Source organism: Candidatus Stoquefichus massiliensis AP9 (genome assembly GCF_000455285.1).
Lineage (GTDB): Bacteria > Bacillota_I > Bacilli_A > Erysipelotrichales > Coprobacillaceae > Stoquefichus > Stoquefichus massiliensis.
In genome coordinates, this window is record NZ_HG005292.1 from 67,090 (window position 1) to 85,745 (window position 18,656).

21 protein-coding genes and 1 pseudogene are annotated in these 18,656 nt (G+C 30.2%); 2 read left to right on the plus strand and 20 right to left on the minus strand.

The genetic code is table 11. The annotated features are described in order from the left end of the window. Window positions 1–130: 130 nt before the first annotated feature. Genes BN350_RS14250 through murQ form a run of 6 tightly spaced genes read right to left on the minus strand, consistent with a single transcriptional unit; the run spans window position 131 to window position 6,211 of the window. A complete protein-coding gene (locus tag BN350_RS14250) occupies window positions 131–1,018 on the minus strand; it encodes an N-acetylglucosamine kinase (RefSeq protein WP_028044206.1) in 888 nt (295 codons plus the stop codon). After that, a complete protein-coding gene (locus BN350_RS14255; RefSeq protein WP_028044207.1) occupies window positions 1,019–2,113 on the minus strand; it encodes a DUF871 domain-containing protein in 1,095 nt (364 codons plus the stop codon). It lies immediately after the preceding gene. Further along, window positions 2,110–3,555, minus strand: a complete 1,446-nt coding sequence (locus BN350_RS14260) for a glycoside hydrolase family 1 protein (protein ID WP_028044208.1) — start codon at window positions 3,553–3,555, stop codon at window positions 2,110–2,112. Before BN350_RS14260 ends, BN350_RS14255 begins: the two co-directional genes overlap by 4 nt. 53 nt (window positions 3,556–3,608) lie before the next feature. Then, window positions 3,609–4,907: a PTS sugar transporter subunit IIC gene (locus BN350_RS14265; protein ID WP_028044209.1), complete on the minus strand. Its 1,299-nt coding sequence runs from the start codon at window positions 4,905–4,907 to the stop codon at window positions 3,609–3,611. Window positions 4,908–4,928: 21 nt separating this feature from the next. Continuing rightward, entirely contained in the window at window positions 4,929–5,282 is a 354-nt protein-coding gene (locus BN350_RS14270) for a hypothetical protein (RefSeq protein WP_028044210.1), read from the minus strand. 17 nt (window positions 5,283–5,299) lie between these two features. After that, window positions 5,300–6,211 carry an N-acetylmuramic acid 6-phosphate etherase gene (murQ, locus tag BN350_RS14275; protein WP_028044211.1) on the minus strand — a complete coding sequence of 304 codons (912 nt, stop codon included), beginning with the start codon at window positions 6,209–6,211 and terminating at the stop codon, window positions 5,300–5,302. A gap of 215 nt (window positions 6,212–6,426) precedes the next feature. On the opposite strand from murQ, the gene anmK reads away from it, so the two are divergent. After that, complete coding sequence (anmK, locus tag BN350_RS14280) at window positions 6,427–7,569, plus strand: anhydro-N-acetylmuramic acid kinase AnmK (RefSeq protein ID WP_028044212.1); 1,143 nt, start codon at window positions 6,427–6,429, stop codon at window positions 7,567–7,569. A gap of 37 nt (window positions 7,570–7,606) precedes the next feature. Here anmK and BN350_RS14285 read toward each other — a convergent pair whose 3' ends face one another. The 6 genes from BN350_RS14285 to BN350_RS14310 form a co-directional block, all read right to left on the minus strand. After that, window positions 7,607–8,446: a MurR/RpiR family transcriptional regulator gene (locus BN350_RS14285; protein WP_028044213.1), complete on the minus strand. Its 840-nt coding sequence runs from the start codon at window positions 8,444–8,446 to the stop codon at window positions 7,607–7,609. A gap of 105 nt (window positions 8,447–8,551) precedes the next feature. Beyond that, window positions 8,552–9,022: a VOC family protein gene (locus tag BN350_RS14290; RefSeq protein ID WP_028044214.1), complete on the minus strand. Its 471-nt coding sequence runs from the start codon at window positions 9,020–9,022 to the stop codon at window positions 8,552–8,554. A gap of 1 nt (window position 9,023) precedes the next feature. Next, complete coding sequence (locus BN350_RS14295; protein ID WP_028044215.1) at window positions 9,024–9,284, minus strand: DUF3795 domain-containing protein; 261 nt, start codon at window positions 9,282–9,284, stop codon at window positions 9,024–9,026. 29 nt (window positions 9,285–9,313) lie between these two features. Beyond that, the gene (locus tag BN350_RS14300) at window positions 9,314–10,138 is read right to left on the minus strand and encodes a helix-turn-helix transcriptional regulator (protein ID WP_028044216.1); all 825 of its coding nucleotides are present in this window, start codon (window positions 10,136–10,138) and stop codon (window positions 9,314–9,316) included. A gap of 193 nt (window positions 10,139–10,331) precedes the next feature. Further along, window positions 10,332–10,703, minus strand: coding sequence for a TIGR02328 family protein (locus BN350_RS14305; RefSeq protein ID WP_028044217.1), 372 nt, complete (start codon window positions 10,701–10,703; stop codon window positions 10,332–10,334). A gap of 182 nt (window positions 10,704–10,885) precedes the next feature. Next, window positions 10,886–11,476 carry a thymidine kinase gene (locus BN350_RS14310; RefSeq protein WP_028044218.1) on the minus strand — a complete coding sequence of 197 codons (591 nt, stop codon included), beginning with the start codon at window positions 11,474–11,476 and terminating at the stop codon, window positions 10,886–10,888. Window positions 11,477–11,578: 102 nt separating this feature from the next. Here BN350_RS14310 and BN350_RS14315 point away from each other — a divergent pair, with 102 nt between their 5' ends. Then, a complete protein-coding gene (locus BN350_RS14315) occupies window positions 11,579–11,965 on the plus strand; it encodes a hypothetical protein (RefSeq protein ID WP_028044219.1) in 387 nt (128 codons plus the stop codon). Window positions 11,966–11,971: 6 nt separating this feature from the next. Here BN350_RS14315 and BN350_RS14320 read toward each other — a convergent pair whose 3' ends face one another. The 8 genes and pseudogenes from BN350_RS14320 to dnaB form a co-directional block, all read right to left on the minus strand. Further along, window positions 11,972–12,289, minus strand: coding sequence for a hypothetical protein (locus tag BN350_RS14320; protein ID WP_028044220.1), 318 nt, complete (start codon window positions 12,287–12,289; stop codon window positions 11,972–11,974). A 153-nt stretch (window positions 12,290–12,442) separates the two neighbouring features. After that, on the minus strand, window positions 12,443–13,192 hold the full coding sequence (locus BN350_RS14325; RefSeq protein WP_028044221.1) for a hypothetical protein: 750 nt from the start codon (window positions 13,190–13,192) through the stop codon (window positions 12,443–12,445). Then, a pseudogene (locus BN350_RS20330) lies at window positions 13,185–13,844 on the minus strand (ATP-binding cassette domain-containing protein). Before BN350_RS20330 ends, BN350_RS14325 begins: the two are co-directional and overlap by 8 nt. Continuing rightward, the gene (locus tag BN350_RS14335; RefSeq protein WP_028044222.1) at window positions 13,831–15,096 is read right to left on the minus strand and encodes a hypothetical protein; all 1,266 of its coding nucleotides are present in this window, start codon (window positions 15,094–15,096) and stop codon (window positions 13,831–13,833) included. Before BN350_RS14335 ends, BN350_RS20330 begins: the two are co-directional and overlap by 14 nt. Further along, the gene (locus tag BN350_RS14340; protein ID WP_028044223.1) at window positions 15,093–15,908 is read right to left on the minus strand and encodes a hypothetical protein; all 816 of its coding nucleotides are present in this window, start codon (window positions 15,906–15,908) and stop codon (window positions 15,093–15,095) included. The genes BN350_RS14335 and BN350_RS14340 overlap by 4 nt, the downstream gene beginning before the upstream one ends. Before the next feature lie 50 nt (window positions 15,909–15,958). Further along, window positions 15,959–16,258 carry a hypothetical protein gene (locus BN350_RS14345; protein ID WP_028044224.1) on the minus strand — a complete coding sequence of 100 codons (300 nt, stop codon included), beginning with the start codon at window positions 16,256–16,258 and terminating at the stop codon, window positions 15,959–15,961. Window positions 16,259–16,528: 270 nt separating this feature from the next. After that, window positions 16,529–17,212: a LytR/AlgR family response regulator transcription factor gene (locus BN350_RS14355; RefSeq protein WP_028044226.1), complete on the minus strand. Its 684-nt coding sequence runs from the start codon at window positions 17,210–17,212 to the stop codon at window positions 16,529–16,531. Window positions 17,213–17,275: 63 nt separating this feature from the next. Further along, window positions 17,276–18,646, minus strand: a complete 1,371-nt coding sequence (gene dnaB / locus BN350_RS14360; protein ID WP_028044227.1) for a replicative DNA helicase — start codon at window positions 18,644–18,646, stop codon at window positions 17,276–17,278. Between the last annotated feature and the right edge of the window lie 10 nt (window positions 18,647–18,656).

Here is an 18,656-nt window from a genome sequence, read left to right on the forward strand (position 1 = left end):
TAATCCCTAAAAAGGGATCTGTTAAAGTTCCATCCAAATCAAATAATATATTTAACATAACTCTTCCCCTCCTATTTTGAGACATTATATCATTTTTTCATACAAAATAATAGTATTGAAAAATGAGCCTTTAAAGACTCATTTTTGCATAAATATAAGCACCAGTTAGAGCATCATGTATAGGTTCTATACATTGATGAGGATGTATTTGTGATTGAAAGGATTCTTTAAAAATTATATTTTGAAATACTCCTCCAAAATAAGAAATTTTTATATCTTCATCAAAACAATGATATAATCCCTTAACAAGTTCTGAAACATGTACTCCTGCAGATTGTAAAATATAACAGCTTTTTTTGTGACCTAAATCAGCAAGTTCACTACAAATTTTTGATAATTTCGCAATCTCTGTTCTTTCATTTGCTAGATTATGAACATGTTCTATCATTTGATACGGGTTATCTATTTGAAAATATTTCATTATATAATCATAAAGTTCACCTCGTGGTTGACGATTATCCGCCTGTTTACAAAATTCCTTCAAAAGTTGTTTCCCTATCCAATAAGCTGACCCTTCATCTCCTAACTGATAACCCCATCCTCCACAACGATAAATGCAATTATTAGCCTGCGCCATAGCAATAGTTCCCGTTCCTGCTACCACTGCAATGCCATCTTGACCATTCAATGATCCTATCATAGCAATATGCATATCATTTGTTATTGAATATGGATACTCTTTTAGATTTGCTTGAATACTTTCTTCTAATTGTTTACGAATATTTTGGTCATTTCCATACCCTGCAATTCCAATCCCAATTTTTAATTCTTTTGGAGAAATATGAAATTGATGAACAAAGTCATCAACTCCCATTTTAAGAACATATGCACAACCATCAAACCCCACCTGTAAAAAATGACAGGTAGAATATTCTATACGCTTGAGACAAGTTCCTTCTTCATCAAACAATCCAAAAGCAGTTTTTGTCCCACCACCATCTATTCCAATGTAATACATCTATTTCACCTCTTGAAATCTGAATTTTTGCCATGGTTTTATATAATCAATTAAGAAACATTCACGTTCCACAATATGTCCTACAACATTACTTTTACCACTGTTTTTCATTTTTGTTTTTGCAATCTGTAACTCACCTGCATAATGACCATATTCAGAACTTTCAATAATAAGATCTCCAGGATAAATATAGTCGGGTGTATTAATAACTTGAAAATCATAGCCTTTATATTTCACTCGACTCTGGGTAGAGCGAATCATATTTTGATTATAATCTCCCCTATTAAAATGTAACTCTTCTAAAACTATTCTTCGCTCAACATCAGGTAAAGAAGGAATAAGTTTAATATCAAAGATGACCATTTCTAATGAAAGTTTAGAAATTTTTTCTAGTTCTTTATCTGTTGGATAACAATTTGAAATAATAATATCATCAATAATATCCAATGCTATCATATGTTTCATTTGTATGTCAATTGGTAATTCCCGATGCATCTCTAATGTCGGTAGTCCTTCTTTTGTTGGCCATGGACCAAAAGCATTATCATTATTTGATGACACAAAAGCTGCAGTTTTTAATCCATATTTTTTAAAATTTTCTGTACACTGTAAAAAATGTTCTAATGACAATCCAGAATAGCGATGAGGATAAAAGTTATGACAGCCCACTAAACGATCTCGACAAGGGCAATAATCCATAATAGTATCAATATAATGAGTATCATTACTCATATTAATTTCAATTTTCAATCCTTGTGGATTAAATGTCATTAAAGATTCTTCATTACCTGTGAATCCAGCATCTAATCTAATACCATCTGCTCCAATTTCTTTAAAAAAGCTTAAATCTTGATAACTTATTTCTAGAGTTTCAAAGACTTTGGGACTTACATCCACAAAAATTTCAAAATCTCTTTCATGGGCATAAGTATTGATTTCTAAAAAATCTTTCTTAATTTTCTCAGCACTCTCATTAACTGATAATAAACATGAAAAAATCCGTCTAAATCCAGCTTGATAAGCTTTATCAATATATTCCTTCATTTCAGTCATACTTGATTTTTCAACATATAAAGAAATCCCTAGTTTTCTCATCTTTCTTCCTCCTTCTCTTTATGGTATTGATTGATAAATTGTTGATACCATGAAAAACTATCTTTCTTATACCTCTGATAAGTTCCATCACCATGATTATTTCCATCAACATAGATAACGCCATATCTCTTATCCATTTCACAACTTCCAGCTGAAACAATATCAATAATTCCCCACATACAATAAGCAATGATATCAACACCATCTTTTTGTGCTTTTATAATTTGTTCAAAGTGATCTTGAAGATATTGAATACGATATTGATCATGTATCTTAAAATCTAATTCTAATACATCCTCTGTTCCCATTCCATTTTCAGCAATGATAATAGGTTTTTGATAACGATCATAAAATTTATGCAATGTTGTACATAACCCTATAGGATCAATTTGCCAACCCCATTTTGTTGACTGCAAATAGGGATTACGTGTTGTAACAACAAGATTTCCAGCTGTTTGAGGTGCTTCTTCAGTAGTAATAATACTAGATGAGTAATATGAAAATGATATAAAATCAGAAGTATTTTCTAACAATATCTTTTTATCTTCATCTTCCATATAAATATGAATATCATGCTCTCTAAAAAAAGCAAACATATATGTTGGATAATATCCTCTTACTAAAACATCCATACAAAACCATTGATTTATATTCTCATCCTTTATCAGTTTAAGATTATCTTCAGGTCTTGATGTATATGCATAATAACAAAAACTTGCTATCATACATCCAAATTGCCCTTTTACCTTTTTATGCCCATATTGGATAACTTTTGCACTAGCAACAAACTGATGATGTAATGATTGAAAGACATCAGATTGATTATATGACTTTTCATCTTCTTTGATAAGACCAACTCCATTATACGGGCTAAAATACCCTGCATTAATTTCATTAAATGGCAGCCAATAGTCAATATCATCTTTCCATCTATTCATAATTGTTATTGCAAATTTCATATAATAGTCTATCATTTTACGGTTTTTCCAACCACCATATGTTTCTACAAGATGTAATGGTATAGCATAGTGATTCATTGTTATAAATATTTTAATACCTGCTTTTTTTAATACTTTTATAATTTCATCATAATACTTTAAGCCCTCTTCATTAGGCTCTTTTTCATCACCGTGAGGAAAAATACGTGCCCAAGAAATAGAAAAACGATAGATATCAATGCCTAATTCCTTTAACAATTCCAAATCCTCATGAAGATGAGAATAACCCTTGCTTCCTCTTCTAAAAGGATATTGTCCAATATCCTGACATACTTTTGCTTCATTAATAGTAGCAAAACTTAAAAGTCTTGTTTTAACTGTGGCATCAGATGTTCTTGGTAAGTATGGACGACAATCTTGAGTATCTAGTCCTTTATTTCCAACTTGAAATGCACCTTCATATTGGCTAGCAGAAGTTGCTCCACCCCATAATATTTGTTTCATTTTAACTCCTCTCTACAAATATAAGCCTAGCAGTTTGCTAGGCTTACTCATCGTCAGTTTTCAGCTATTTCTCCATTTTCTTCTTTTAGTAAATTATTATCATAAATCTTAAAGAATGGATACCATAGTACAACAGAAACTGCAATCAATAATATATTTAAAACAGCAGCTCGCCAATCTCCTCCTGTAGCAAGATATGCTCCTACAGGACCAGGTAATGTCCATGGTGCAGTCATAACAACCCTATCTACAAAATTGAGTGATGTCGCTATCCATGCTATTGTTGCTGTAATCATAGGTACTATAATAAAAGGAATAATAAGCACAGGATTCAAAACAATAGGTGTTCCAAATATAACAGGTTCATTAATGTTAAAGACCGATGGTAAGAAACATGTTTTACCTAAAGAACTTGCATATTTAGATTTTGCTCTAAATGCTAAGAGAATAGCTAATCCTATTGTACATCCTGACCCTCCTATCCATATAAACCATTGAAAGAAAGGCTCAGCAGCAATAGCTGTTGGTGTTCCACCAGATGCAGCAATAGCTGTATTTGCATCTATTAATTGTAACCACAACGGTCTTGCAAGTGATCCAATAATGGAAACACCATGAATACCAAAAGACCAAAAACCTGTGATTAAGAAAATCAACAACAATACACTTGGTAATGTATCAGCCGCTTTGACTAATGGTGAAACAATTGTAGCAACAGCCCCATGCCAATCAAATCCAGCAAAATATGTAATACATGCCATACCTACAATAACAACGATTGTCGGAGTCAAAGCCTCAAATGAACGTGCAACAGCAGGTGGTACCTGATCTGGCATCGTTATCTTAAATTTAGATTTTGAAGTTAAGCGATAAATTTCTACCGCTAAACAAGAAACAATGATTGAGACAAATAATCCTCCACCGCCAAGATTAGCCATTGGCATAACCCAGCCAGAAACACCTGCTACTTCAGCCGCTTCTGCTGCCACAGAAACTGGAGTAATTGTACATAAGAAAGCAATCATTGCTAAAATTCCACCAGTTAATCTATCTAACTTATAAGATTCTGCTAAACTATATCCAATTCCAAACGTCGCATAAACTGTCATAATAAACATTGTCATACGGTAAGGTAACATAATTGTAGCAGCATTACCGTTTAAAAACTGATATAATTCCCAATCTTGTGGAATTGGTGGCATTGCCACAATCAAGAAAAATGATCCTACAATAATCAATGGTAAAGTCGCAACAATACCATTACGAATAGCTTGAAGATGTCTTTGACGTCCTAATTTTTCCATAGGTCCAGATAATTTTTGATCAAAGAACATTGTTAATTTATCTATCATAAATTGAAATTCCCATCCTTTCTACATATAAAGTCCAATATATAACCAAAAATAACTAATTATTGATATTGCCATAAAGAAACATACATATAACTTTATAAAAGGTTTTCCAAAACCTTTATCTGTTTCAATATAATAATGGCAATAACATACTGCTAGACTAATCAATATTGCATTTGCTATTAATGTTGTGATTCTAGTATCAACCCCTAAAATTGCAAACATATTTGGGAGGAAAAAGCAAGACAGTGCTGTTGTTATGACAATAATAAAAGCACTTTTATAACCAAACTTTGGTATTATACTAGGTTCTATATTTTTAGTTTTTACTCTCTTTACTTTTTTATAATTTGGTGTTGCAACTCTAGTTGCCATACATATCACTCCTATTCTTATTTTTTGAAATACTGTTTTAGTGCTTTAGCAATATTATTTTGATATTTTAATAATAAATCATGACTCTTTTGATAATCTAAGTCTGTCTTTTGACTTAGCACTGCACATTTTACATCATAATGATTGCTTTCTAATAGTCTTTGTGCTTCTACCTTAGAAACTCCTGTACATCTTTGCACAATACCAATTGCTCGCTCTTTTAATTTTGCATTTGTAGGCTGGACATCTACCATTAAATTTCCATAAACTTTTCCAAGTTTAATCATTAATGTAGTTGATAGCATATTCAATACCATTTTTTGTGCCGTTCCTGCCTTCATGCGAGTAGATCCTGTAATAACTTCTGGTCCAACTTTGACTTCTATCGGAAAATCTGCATATTGAGAAATCACTCCATTATCAACACAGCAAATTGATAATGTAGTTGCATTTATACTTTGTGCATATTGAAGTCCAGCTATAACGTAAGGCGTTCTCCCTGAAGCAGCAAGACCACATACAACATCATGTTCATTTAATTCTATGAATTTAAGATCATTGATTGCCAATTCTTCTGAATCTTCAGCCCCTTCAACAGCGTTTTGAAGAGCCGTCTTACCTCCAGCAATAATCCCCTGAACAAGATGAGGAGATACCCCATAAGTCGGTGGACATTCAGATGCATCCAAAACGCCTAACCTTCCTGATGTTCCAGCACCAATATATATTAATCGTCCACCGCAAGATACTTTTTCATAAATAGCATCAACAGCTCTAGAAATAGCAGCAAGCTCTTTTTCTACAGCTAAAGCAACTTTTTGGTCTTCCTGATTAATAACTTTTAAAATGTCATCAGTAGTCATTTCATCAATATGCAATGTATTGGCATTTTGTTGTTCAGTCATCAGCAAATTCAAGTCTTTGTTCATCCCCTTCTCCTCCTTTCAACATTATTCTACCTTATTTAAAATAAAATTTCAATATATTTTATAATTATTTGTTATTTTATTTTAAATATAGTTATATTTTTTTAAAATTATATATCTAAATAGCAGTTAAATAGTATATTTTTACTAATTATACTTAATTTAATTGAAATTTTATTTCATAAATAATATACTATATATAAAAAGGAGGCAATCAAATGTATGGAGTAGGTATTATGTCTGGTACATCATTAGATGGAATAGACACGGTTCTTGTTAAAATCGATGGATATAGCACAAATACAAAAATAGAGGTTATTGCTTATAATGAATATCCTCTTCAGGAAGAAATTGTTGATAAAATCAAATTAGCTTGTTCTGATGAACAATCCCACGCTGAACTTATCTGTAGTTTAAACTTTGAATTAGGTTATCTTTTTGCAAAGGCTGTTAAAGTATTACTAGATAAAGCACATTTTCCCATTGAAAAACTTAATTACATTGCTAGCCATGGACAGACCATTTATCACATACCTGAAAAGAAAGGTCTTTCAATACCATCAACTTTACAAATTGGAGAAGCTGCAATGATTGCATATGAACTGAAAACAACTGTTATTTCTAATTTTAGAGTTATGGATATGGCTAGTGGTGGTCAAGGAGCACCACTTGTCCCATATAGTGAATACATTTTATATAGTCAGCCAAAACAAAATATTGTTTTACAAAACATTGGAGGTATTGGGAATTTAACATTTCTTAATGGTTCATTAAATATAGATGATGTTTTTGCATTTGATACTGGTCCAGGTAACATGATGATAAATGAAGCTTGTCATATTCTTTATGGTATACCCTATGATAATCATGGGAGTATTGCAAAAAAAGGAAAGATTATTTTTTCTTTATTGGATGAATTAATGAGACACCCTTATTTACAAAGAACTTCACCTAAATCTACCGGTCGAGAAGATTTCGGAGAAGCCTTTGTTAAAGATATTCTTTTTCGCTATCAAAAATATAAAAGAGAAGATATTATTGCAACTTTCACCTTATATACAGCAAAGACAATAGCATTTCACTATCAAAGAGACATTCTTTCTCAATATCATATAGACAAAGTGATTATTGGAGGAGGTGGAAGTCATAATGATACACTTATGGACTTCATAAAAAATGAATTATCTCCAATCTCAGTTTATACTCAAGACGAATTAGGTTATTCAAGCGATGCCAAAGAAGCAATTGCATTTGCTATTCTTGGCAATGAAACACTTCATCAACATTATTCTAATGTCAAATCTTCTACTGGTGCTAAACGTAATGTTATTCTTGGTCAAATAACTCCTAAGCCATTTTAAAATGGCTTTTTTCTATAGAAAAAAGATAACAGCTCTGTTATCTTTGTATATCGTCTATAATTTTTCTTGTATTCACAATGCGTTTATGCGTTTCTTCTTTATCATGTCTAGCTATTGCATAATACAATAAATCCACTATAATCAAGGAAGATAATCGTGAAGACATAGCTCCAATTCTTAATTCCTTTTCTTCTATTGGAATAGTTATAACCAAATCTACCAATTTACCTAATTCATTATATGCAGATTGTGTAATAGCTACAGACTTTAATCCCATTTCCTTAATCCACTTTGCTGCAGTCACAATTTCTTTAGTCTTTCCACTATAACTGATAAGAATTGCTAGATCTTCTTTTTGCATATTAGGAACAACTGTTAATTGCAGATGTGTATCTGTGTAGTAAACAGATGTTTTACCAATTCTTAAAAGTTTATGTTGAAAGTCTTCACATACTGTTCCAGAACTCCCAATCCCAAACAAATAAACATTTCTTGCTAAAATGATTTCTTGGGCTACTCGTTCAATAATTAAGGGATCAAGAATCCCATATGTCTTCTCAATTGTTTGAATATTAGATTGATATGCTTTCTTTAAAAGTTCTTCAATACTTTCATTAGGATCAAGTAAATTATCAAACTGCATAGAATCATTAGATAGATCCTTAGCCAATTCTATCTTTAATTGAGGAAATCCTGTAAAACCTACTTTTTTAGAGAAACGAATAATAGCAGCTGGTGATGTATCTGTCTTTTTAGCCAATGTTTGTGTCGAAGCATTAATCACCTCTGTTTTATGTTCTAATATAAAATCTGCTATTCCTAATTCAGTTTCAGTCATAATCGGCTTTGCTTCTTGAATTCTAATTATACAGCTCATCATATCACTTCCTTTATGTCTTAGTATAACATTTTCTTTTAAAAATAGGTATTCTTAATTAGAATTAAAAAGTTTTTATCAATATTTCATGATAAAAACTTTCTCTTATTTCTTCATAAATCTTTCAACCATCTTTACAGAAAGCATAGTTTTCTGAGAAATATCCTCTACCCTCATACCTTCTTTATACAAACGTTGAATTGTTGCACTCAATTTCTCACTTACTTCAATAATATGAAGATCAGGATCATAAAAACGAATTCCTCTTTGCCCCCAATCATGAGTTATTAATGGATGTACATATACAATATCATTTTTATTTTCAATCTTTTTTAAGAATTCATCAAGATCCTCTGCTTCAAAATAGATTTCAGCATCATTTCCACCATAAACAATCTCACCACTATCTTTATGAATAAATTCTTTCCAGCTTTCTTTTGTTTGAAAAGAAATTCCACCTGTCATCACAAAATTAGCACCAAAATCCTGTATCACTCTTAAACCAAAGATTTCCTTATAGAACTCTTTTGTTCTATTAGCATCATCAACAACATATAAACTCCCACAGTATTTCATATCATTCATCCTTCCACTTTTGACATTGTTCAATTCTCAAACCCTTATCACCTTGTTTTTCATCATAAGCAAAAGCTTTTAACTGTTCACAGGGAAATGTTTCACATTGACCACAGTGATCATGACCTTTGCTCTCACATGATTCTTTAATAACACATCGGTCACCCCAAAATGGTTTACTTATGTTCATACACCCAGCGCATCCCATAGATTCCCTATATTCACACTCACTACATAAAATTCCACATCTTGACTCAATCATACTCATCCTCCTCTATACATTTATTATAATTAAAATTTATATAATTCATTGTAAAAATCGGACATATTTTTTAGGTAATGTGATGGCGTTGTTTCACAAATTTCTTTAAATACATGATTAAAATGTGATTGATCAAAATACTCATAATCATATGTTAAATCTATTAATTTTTTATCTGACATTTCTTGTATAACGCGATTCATATTCACTATCTTTGTAAATTTTTTTATACTCATTCCTACATATTTATGAAAATATCTGTTTAATTGTCTTTCGCTCATATGAATATTTTCAGTTATTTCTTTCATAGATATCTCACAAGTCGATAAATGAACTTCTTGTATCCACTTATAAATTGTTTCATTAATTCGATGTTTCTTGATTTCACGGCAAAGAATTCTATCTATATATTCAACAATTTCATCAAAAGTATGAAACTCTTTCATTGAATTTTCGATTTCTTGATATAAGGACAAATTTATATCAGATAATTCTATTTTTAAGTCTAGCATTTCATTAACTGCGTTACCTAAAACACGATGTAACCCTCCTGGTAAAAACTCTACAAAGAAACGACAAGGAAAAGTATTTAAATCATTAGGTAGAGTCACAACCTTCGTAGTCGGACCCCAAACTTTAATACTTAACTGATTAAAGAACTTAAAAACAAAACACCCACTCACATCTGGTATAAGATTTAAAACACTTCCTTCTGGTATTTCAATATCATGATTAGAAAAAGTAATTGTATAATGAGCTACAATATCTTCTAATTCATGTGAAGGAGCTATATACAAATGATTATTTGTCTTTTGGATATATTCCCCTGTATAACTTTCTACATTAAAATTCATAACTTTTACCTCACACAATATCTATTATACGAAATTTTAATAAAGAAAAGAAGAACCAATCAACATTGGTTCTTCCTTAGAATACATATTTTAAAGGGAGTTTTTATGAATTCTATTATCTTTACACCTATAATATACCTTGTCAATATGAACGATATATGAACATCATTTGTAATTGTTGTGAATTTCACCATCAAATATCGACACCTTTACGATGCAAATTATCAATACACTCTTGTAAATATGTATCATTATGTTCCTGATATATAGGTCTATCAATAACAACCATACCCTGATTTAAAAGAAAAGTGTCAAATCCAATCCTTTTTCCTCTATAGCACATATTTTTCCATAGCTCATCCACTTGATATCCCCTATTCTCCATTTCATTCATAACCAATAAATGAAATGCATATAAATACTCATATGGATATTCAAACACATAATCAACAACACTATGTCTTTTATTCCATCCTAACCCTCTCAACGCACAGAGTTCTCTGTGTTGTCCCAATAATTGTTGGGATGGTAATTTTATTATTAAATCCTGATGCCATAATCTCATATACTCACCACTTATTATTATGATTTAAATGAAAAAAACTAAACAGAAAAAAACGAAAGAGACGCTTTGGGGAGGCATCTCTTTCTTAGGGATATATGATAGATTTGAGGGGAATCAATACTATCGTATTTGTCTTTCGACACATATAATATAAATCAGAAATATGTCTTTATTATGAACTTTTAAAATTTATGTGGCTTATTTAATATTTCATGACAATGTCTACATCTTGGTTCATAATGTTCAACAGCACCTACCAGAACGATTGGATCCTCAAAAGAAGCCGGTTTACCATTAACCAATCTTTGTGTACGAGTTGCTGGTGCTCCACATTTCGCACAAACAGCAGTCAATTTTGTCACAAACTCTGCACGTGTTAAAAGTTCTGGCAAAACACCAAAAGGCTCACCTCTAAAATCTTTATCAAGTCCTGCAACCATAACACGTAATCCTTTATCAGCTAAATATTCACAAACATCTACAATATCACCATCAAAAAACTGAACTTCATCAATCGCTACAACATCAGTCTCTGGTTTAATATATCTTAAGATTTCTTTTGAATTCTCTACAACAATACAAGGAACTCTTGTTCCCGCATGAGAAACAATCTCTGTCTCAGAATAACGATTATCAATTTTTGGTTTAAAAACAATAATATTCTTTTTAGCAAAAGATAGCACATTAATACGTCTAATTAACTCTTCTGTCTTTCCCGCAAACATACATCCACAAATAACTTCTAGCCATCCTTCGCGATATTGATTATACATAATAGTCTCAACCTCCACAGAATATCATTATACTATAAAATAAATCATATTTGTACATATTTCATTCATAATTCAACTTTATAATAGGGACAGGTGATGAAAATGAAATGGCTTAGAAATTTTATGTATGGAAGATATGGTGTTGACCAGTTTGGAAACTTTTTATTTGTGACTTATATTATTATGGCAATATTGTCACTCTTTTTCCCTATTCTTAGTTTTATATGTTATGCATTAATTATATACACATTGTTTAGGATGTTATCTAAACAATACTATAAAAGACGTGCAGAAAATGACTGGTACTTACAAAAAACTGAAGGAATAAGAAAATTCTTAAAACGACAACAAAACAAATGGAAATATAGAAAAACTCATAAATATTTAAAGTGTCCTCACTGTCATCAATATTTAAGAGTTCCCAAAGGAAAAGGTGAAATCACAATCACTTGTCCATCTTGCCATCAACAATTTGATAAAACGACTTAAACGACATCAATCTGATGTCGTTTTTTCGTCTAATGGAGCCATTATAACTAATCCATATAATCCATTATATGTATGTTTAAGATCTATGAATATCTGACTTCCAATCATAAATCCATCAATAAAACTTCCATCTATCGTGCTTAGCGCAAGAATGTAGAGACTATCACTATCATCACTTATAACAACTCCTCCAATAACAACTTTTCCATTTCCATTGGCCTCTTTTGTCATTTCTACTTTTGATAAGATTTCTGTTTTTTGAGTATTTGAATTTTGAGATAATTCTTTGCATATACTTAATCTTATCGTTTCACTCTCCTTCATTAAATATTGGGAAAATTTGGGATCTGCGAATTCATTTTTTTAGACATATTTTGTCCTCTCTTTCTAGATGAGTTTTATACCTCTCTATTTCTTATATACGCAAAATTTTCCCATTTTTCTTTTTTTATTGAAAAAAAGTTAGAATTTTTTATTCTAACTTTCAAAAACAACTTTTCCTTTCATATGAGCATATTTCTCTAATATCTGACTGTAGTGATCAAATAACAATTGTTTTGTTTGATCATATACTTGATGATTTATAGGTACCTCTTCAATATCTGAATGACTCGATAAATCAAAAGTGATATCAAAGAAATCATATTTATCTAAATCATTTAATTTTATCATATCTAAATCTTGATAATCCTTATAATCCTCAACCTTTTTTACATGCAATTCGGATTTAGCAGGAATAACCCCAAGACAACTATTAATCAAATTAAAGTGTTGATTATCTTCAGGAATAGCTGTTTGTAAAAAGACAATATAATCCTGTTTATCATCCATTGGTTTTTGCGCCCCAGAAATCATCAAATCTTCCATTTGAATTTCTATAGGTTCATAAATAACAATTTCCTTACTCTTCAAATCTCCTTTAAATGACTCTAGAACTTTTACAGTTGAATAAAATGTTCCATATTTTTGTTGACGTTTGACTAAATGTACTCTTGCGATAACTTGGCTTTTTTGTTCAAGTTCTTCTATATTCTCAATATCTTGATAAATATCAAATTCATTAGCTCTAAATGGTCCAAAATTAAAGAACGTCATTGTAAAACTTACTTTTTTAATATTTTGATATTGTTCTTCAAAAGTTGTTGATACTGTTCTTGATTTCAGATAGAAACTTCCTGCAACAGTTAGAACAATTGTTAAAACAAAGACTATTATTTTTTTACTCATTCAGCATCACCGTCTGATTCTTAAACAAATAGATAACATCGCTCAATTCTTTAATATCTTCTTTTTGATGAGATGAAATAATAATTAATTTTCCTTTCGCTTTTTCTTCTTTCAAAATATCATATATTAATTGTACACCATCTTCATCTAACCCACCTGTTGGTTCGTCTAGAATAAAAACATCAGGGTTTTCCATAATTGCTTGAGCAATCCCCAGTCTTTGTCTCATACCTAAAGAATACTCACCTACTTTTTTGACATCACTTGCATTCAGACCTACCTTTTCAATAGCCTTAGCAACTTCCTCTTTACTTATCTTATGATTCAAATTAGCCAATGTCATTAAATTCTCTTGAGCATCCATTTCATTAAAAAACTCTGGCTTTTCAATAATCACACCTAATGAATAAGGAACTCTCTTATGAAAATTAACTTCTTAATCATCACAAATTACTTTTCCATCACTTGCGTAAACAAGACCACATAAGATTCTCATCAACATTGTTTTCCCACTACCATTTGTTCCTACAAAAGCATAAATATGTCTACTTTCCATCTCCATGTTTACATTTTGTAATATAATTCTATTTTTAATAACTTTAGAAATATTTTTAAGTTCAATTTTCATAATGACCTCCTTAATAATATTCATGATGATTCATCAGATAGACTATGATATTATAAATAACAAATATAAAACAAAGATAACATAATGTTGTTATAAAGCTATCATCTAACAATAAAAACTGTAATGGTGATATTCTCATAATCCCTACAAATGTTACAACAATAACGTAGACAATAGTCATTGAATTAAATATACTTTCAGATCTTGTTATAATATAACCAACAATTAATAAACTTAACAAAACTACAATGTAAAGAAAATATTGGCAAGATACTAATAATAATGATAAATCAAAAATCTGATAAAACAAACAATGAAATATAAGTTTACTACAAACAACAATCATTATAAACAAGTATATTTCCTTCATAATTTTATAAACCCATTTTCTTTTGCTCTTAATTCTCACTGCATAGAAAGTATAATTTAATCTGTATCTTTCACAAAACATCATAAATCCAATATATAACAACATCATTTTTGGTATCATCCATAATAAAGTAATAAACAATTCATTACTTTGCATAAAACCAAAATAGTTATTTAATGACAATGATGTATCTACCAATGATTGATTACGTAGAAATAACTCAGAAACTATTTCTACAAAAACACACCCAACTAACATCACTATTTTTTTGTCTATTCTAATCTTTCTATTTTGTTGGAAGTAGACTTTATTAATGACCATACAGCATATAATAACCAATAGATAAGCTATTATCAAAATATAATTTCCATCTAATCCTTCATATGTCAATGCATACGACCCTAAATGTAAAGAAGTTAAGACAATAATACGATACGCTATTAATAGAATTCCGCATGTTACAAAGGCATAATAATATTGCTTAGTGATTTCTAATATAGTTGTATAAATCAATGTATAAGCAAGATACATCAACAATAGAGTCACAATAATAACTGCTAACGAATAAAAACTTTCTAATGTAAATGTATGAAATCCTAAAATAATCGCAATAATCAACTGCCATACCAAAAACTCTAATGATTCTAAAATATTTGATTGGAAATGATGACGTCTCACTTCTTGTAAACTGCTATATCTTGTTTGTATAAACGTATTATGATAATAGCGATAATGAAAATACATTAACCCAATCATAAACAACATAGGAATATATATAATCTGATTAATAACAGTAAAAGCAAATGGTCCATCATCCTCAAAATAAGTCCATCGGATCACCACTGATATAATAAATGTTACGATGTAAACAACACTTTTTATCCTATTATACAATTGACTATTCATTTTAACATAACGTCTTTTCTTACAAATATAATAGAGGCAATGACTGATATCATAAAAAATGCAATAGGATAAAAATATTGAGAATTGATGAGTTCTATTGAAACATATTTATATGGTGAAAGAAGTTCATAGAAAGGAACTATCATGGGATGAACAAAAACTGTTAACATTGACAACATAAACACGCCACCATATATAACAACTTTAAACTTTGTAAATAATGCAATAATCATTGTTAATTGCGCAACGATTCCCATCATTACTGATGATAATAAAGAATAGAGAACAAGATAAAGCATGGGATTTAAAAAATAAAGATTATAATAACGTATTGTTGTTTTTATACCATCAATACTATAACCATAAAACAAAGTAGTAAATTGAATATAATAACTTTGTTCTTCTCCAAAAATAATATAACCAAATAAAATAGCTGCCACTAAAGTAATCAGCATCATCAAAAAACCTATTATAAATGATGTAATTAGTTTAGAAATAATATAGACTTTTTTATTTTGTCTAACAAATATATTAATAAGACTTTTTCTTTCACTTGTCATCATGATTCCTATAGGAATGGCAATAAGCAATGGAAAAACCAGAACTAATGATGTATAGCGAAATGGTGAATATTGGCTCATGATCAGATTAGCCATATATGCTGATCCATAGGATTGTAACTGAATATTATTTTTATCATACAAAGATGAAAAAGTTAACATAAAAATATAAAGGATAAGCATTGAACAGATGATTAAGAAAGGTGTCCTTTTTAGAAACATTGAAAAATCATAGCGTAATTGTCTAAGCATTTATATAACCTCCAATCCTTTATATAAAGAGAAAAAGGATACAATTATTTCTAATAATATCTAATATAGTCGTCAGTTGAATAATACAAACCTACTCCACCATCATAATCACCATAGGATATTGCAACTTTTGTCCCTGCACTAGAAAAACTTCCAGCAACATACTTATTTGATTGATATCCGTCATTTTCCCAAACAACAAGCCCTGCTTGATACAAACTTTTCATATCTTCGCTAAAAGTAGTAATAATAATACGTCTTGGTTTCCCATTTGTTAAAGTAAACTGAGCTCCAGTCAATGCATCGTTTGTAGTTTTGGTTTCAAAGAGAGTGTTTTTGCCATTATACATAATTCTAGTTATTGAAGTTTATCCAGCAAAAACATTTGCAAACCCCAAGGTTCCAACAAGAGTAATAGTCAAAAGAGAAAGTTTTAATTTTTGTAAAAAGGTCATATTTTTTATGTGTTTCATAGAGACACCACCTTTCATGGTTGAACCATTTTTACCAATAAATAAATGTGAAATAAGTATTTTTTCTTTATTTCATTATAACACATATTTTACTATTATTTTTCATGTCATAGTTATTCGTTGTCCTTTTATAGTTATTTGTTATTTTTATATATTAATTTGGCTATATTGAGCGAAAAGTTTTTTTATTTGACTTCTATTACGTACACTCACATCAAATGCTTGTCTAATCCCCTCTATGTATACTTGATGAGTATTAGACTTATATATTTTACTTCTATTAACAATTGTAGATTTATCAACATAAATAAAACGATTTCTTAAAATTTCTTTCATTTTCTTAAGTGAGCATCCTTTATAAATATATTGTTGATTGTGATACACAAAAGCCACATTATTTCCCCCAATATATTGACAATAGAGTATATCATCGATAAAGAAATACTTTTTCTCTCTACGAATCACTAAAGTAGCATATTCAAACTTAATTATATCAGTTAATGCTTCACTCACTCTTTGTTGAAATTCATCTAAAGTCTCTGTTTTTAATATAAATGCGAATACATTAGGTCCAAATGCATCCTTTATATTTTCATCTGAATCTGCAACAAATATAATAAATTTATTCCAATTAAGTTTACTATAATTTATTCCTGAAATTTGTGGATCATCTGCATTCAAGAATATTATTTTCAATTCTATTTCTGCATTTTCCATATCATCAGTATTATCAAAAGAATGTGTAACCAATTCATTATTAAATAAATTCTTTATCATTTGTGATAGTCTATTACAAAATTCTCTATCCCCATCTACAATAGCTATATCCATATTTTAACCCCTCACACTTTTTCTTTATTATAACAAAAAAAGTAAAGATGATGAATCCTTACTTTATGTTCTAATATCTTTGACACCTTCAAGTGGATTGATTTGTTGATCTCCACGTGCAGGATTTGCAAATTTACTATATTGTTTCAAGAAAACAAGACGTATATCAGCTAATGCCCCATTACGATGCTTCGCAATAATAATATCTGTTGCACCTTGAGTTTCTGCTTCTTTCTTTGGATCTTGATAATCTTCACGATGAATAAACGAAACAATATCTGCATCTTGTTCAATCGCTCCAGACTCTCTTAAATCTGATAAGACAGGTCGTTTATTATCACGTTTTTCAACTGAACGTGATAACTGACTTAAGGCAATAACTGGTACCTCCAACTCTCTGGCAATCATTTTTAATTGTCTTGAAATATCTGATACTTCTTGTTGACGTGATTCTCGACTATTAGCCGGTCCTGATATCAACTGCAAATAGTCAATAACAACCAATTTGATACCATGATCTCTTTTTAATCTACGACATTTAGCAGCTATTTCACCTACACGAATACCTGGTGTATCATCAATATAGAGATTACACTTAGAAACTTTATCAGCTGCTGCATAGTATCTTTCATTGTTTTCTTTAAGAATAGATCCAGAACGTAATGATTCTGCATTTAAGCTTCCTGCTGAACAAATAATACGTTGAATCAATTGTTCAGCTGGCATTTCCAATGAAAAGACAGCAACTGCTTCATCAGATTTATAAGATACATTATAAGCGACATTCAATGCAAAAGCAGTTTTCCCCACTGATGGTCTAGCTGCTAAGATAATTAAATCACCTTTTTGGAATCCTGATGTTAATTTATCTAAATCATAATATCCAGTTTTTACTCCAGATATCTTTCCATCTGATTTTTGTAGCATCACAAGACGATCTGTAACCTTTTGAATGACTGATTTCACATCCTGAAATTCGCCAGCATTTCTATCTCTTGTAACATTTAGAAAATTCTTTTCAGCTTCACCTATAAAATCATTCAGATTACCAATATCTCCATAAGCTTGATCAATAATTTCTGTAGATTCTTGTATTAATTTTCTTAACAAAGATTTTTCATTCAATATCTTCAAATAATACTCACTATGTGCCGTTGTTGGTACTGATTCACTTAATTGCAATAAGTATTCAACACCACCAACTTTTTCTAAAAGCTTCTTATCTATTAAATAAGATGTTAATGTGGTTACATCAACTGGATTATTTTGACTATCAATAGACTGCATAGCCTCAAAAAGAAGGCGATGGCTATCTAAATAGAAGTCTTCTTTTGTCGCAAGACTTAATATACTTTGACATGCATCACTAGATATCAGCATAGATCCTAATAACGATCTTTCTGCTTCTATATCATGTGGATATTCTCTAGCCATCCTTTTTCCT

Excerpts from the sequence above, each read along its gene's own strand:
- BN350_RS14250 (WP_028044206.1), bottom strand. The coding sequence starts at position 1,018 with ATGTATTACATTGGAATAGATGGTGGTGGGACAAAAACTGCTTTTGGA.
- BN350_RS14255 (WP_028044207.1), bottom strand. The coding sequence starts at position 2,113 with ATGAGAAAACTAGGGATTTCTTTATATGTTGAAAAATCAAGTATGACT.
- BN350_RS14260 (WP_028044208.1), bottom strand. The coding sequence starts at position 3,555 with ATGAAACAAATATTATGGGGTGGAGCAACTTCTGCTAGCCAATATGAA.
- BN350_RS14265 (WP_028044209.1), bottom strand. The coding sequence starts at position 4,907 with ATGATAGATAAATTAACAATGTTCTTTGATCAAAAATTATCTGGACCT.
- BN350_RS14270 (WP_028044210.1), bottom strand. The coding sequence starts at position 5,282 with ATGGCAACTAGAGTTGCAACACCAAATTATAAAAAAGTAAAGAGAGTA.
- murQ (WP_028044211.1), bottom strand. The coding sequence starts at position 6,211 with ATGAACAAAGACTTGAATTTGCTGATGACTGAACAACAAAATGCCAAT.
- anmK (WP_028044212.1), top strand. The coding sequence starts at position 6,427 with ATGTATGGAGTAGGTATTATGTCTGGTACATCATTAGATGGAATAGAC.
- BN350_RS14285 (WP_028044213.1), bottom strand. The coding sequence starts at position 8,446 with ATGAGCTGTATAATTAGAATTCAAGAAGCAAAGCCGATTATGACTGAA.
- BN350_RS14290 (WP_028044214.1), bottom strand. The coding sequence starts at position 9,022 with ATGAAATACTGTGGGAGTTTATATGTTGTTGATGATGCTAATAGAACA.
- BN350_RS14295 (WP_028044215.1), bottom strand. The coding sequence starts at position 9,284 with ATGATTGAGTCAAGATGTGGAATTTTATGTAGTGAGTGTGAATATAGG.
- BN350_RS14300 (WP_028044216.1), bottom strand. The coding sequence starts at position 10,138 with ATGAATTTTAATGTAGAAAGTTATACAGGGGAATATATCCAAAAGACA.
- BN350_RS14305 (WP_028044217.1), bottom strand. The coding sequence starts at position 10,703 with ATGAGATTATGGCATCAGGATTTAATAATAAAATTACCATCCCAACAA.
- BN350_RS14310 (WP_028044218.1), bottom strand. The coding sequence starts at position 11,476 with ATGTATAATCAATATCGCGAAGGATGGCTAGAAGTTATTTGTGGATGT.
- BN350_RS14315 (WP_028044219.1), top strand. The coding sequence starts at position 11,579 with ATGAAATGGCTTAGAAATTTTATGTATGGAAGATATGGTGTTGACCAG.
- BN350_RS14320 (WP_028044220.1), bottom strand. The coding sequence starts at position 12,289 with ATGAAGGAGAGTGAAACGATAAGATTAAGTATATGCAAAGAATTATCT.
- BN350_RS14325 (WP_028044221.1), bottom strand. The coding sequence starts at position 13,192 with ATGAGTAAAAAAATAATAGTCTTTGTTTTAACAATTGTTCTAACTGTT.
- BN350_RS14335 (WP_028044222.1), bottom strand. The coding sequence starts at position 15,096 with ATGAATAGTCAATTGTATAATAGGATAAAAAGTGTTGTTTACATCGTA.
- BN350_RS14340 (WP_028044223.1), bottom strand. The coding sequence starts at position 15,908 with ATGCTTAGACAATTACGCTATGATTTTTCAATGTTTCTAAAAAGGACA.
- BN350_RS14345 (WP_028044224.1), bottom strand. The coding sequence starts at position 16,258 with ATGTATAATGGCAAAAACACTCTCTTTGAAACCAAAACTACAAACGAT.
- BN350_RS14355 (WP_028044226.1), bottom strand. The coding sequence starts at position 17,212 with ATGGATATAGCTATTGTAGATGGGGATAGAGAATTTTGTAATAGACTA.
- dnaB (WP_028044227.1), bottom strand. The coding sequence starts at position 18,646 with ATGGCTAGAGAATATCCACATGATATAGAAGCAGAAAGATCGTTATTA.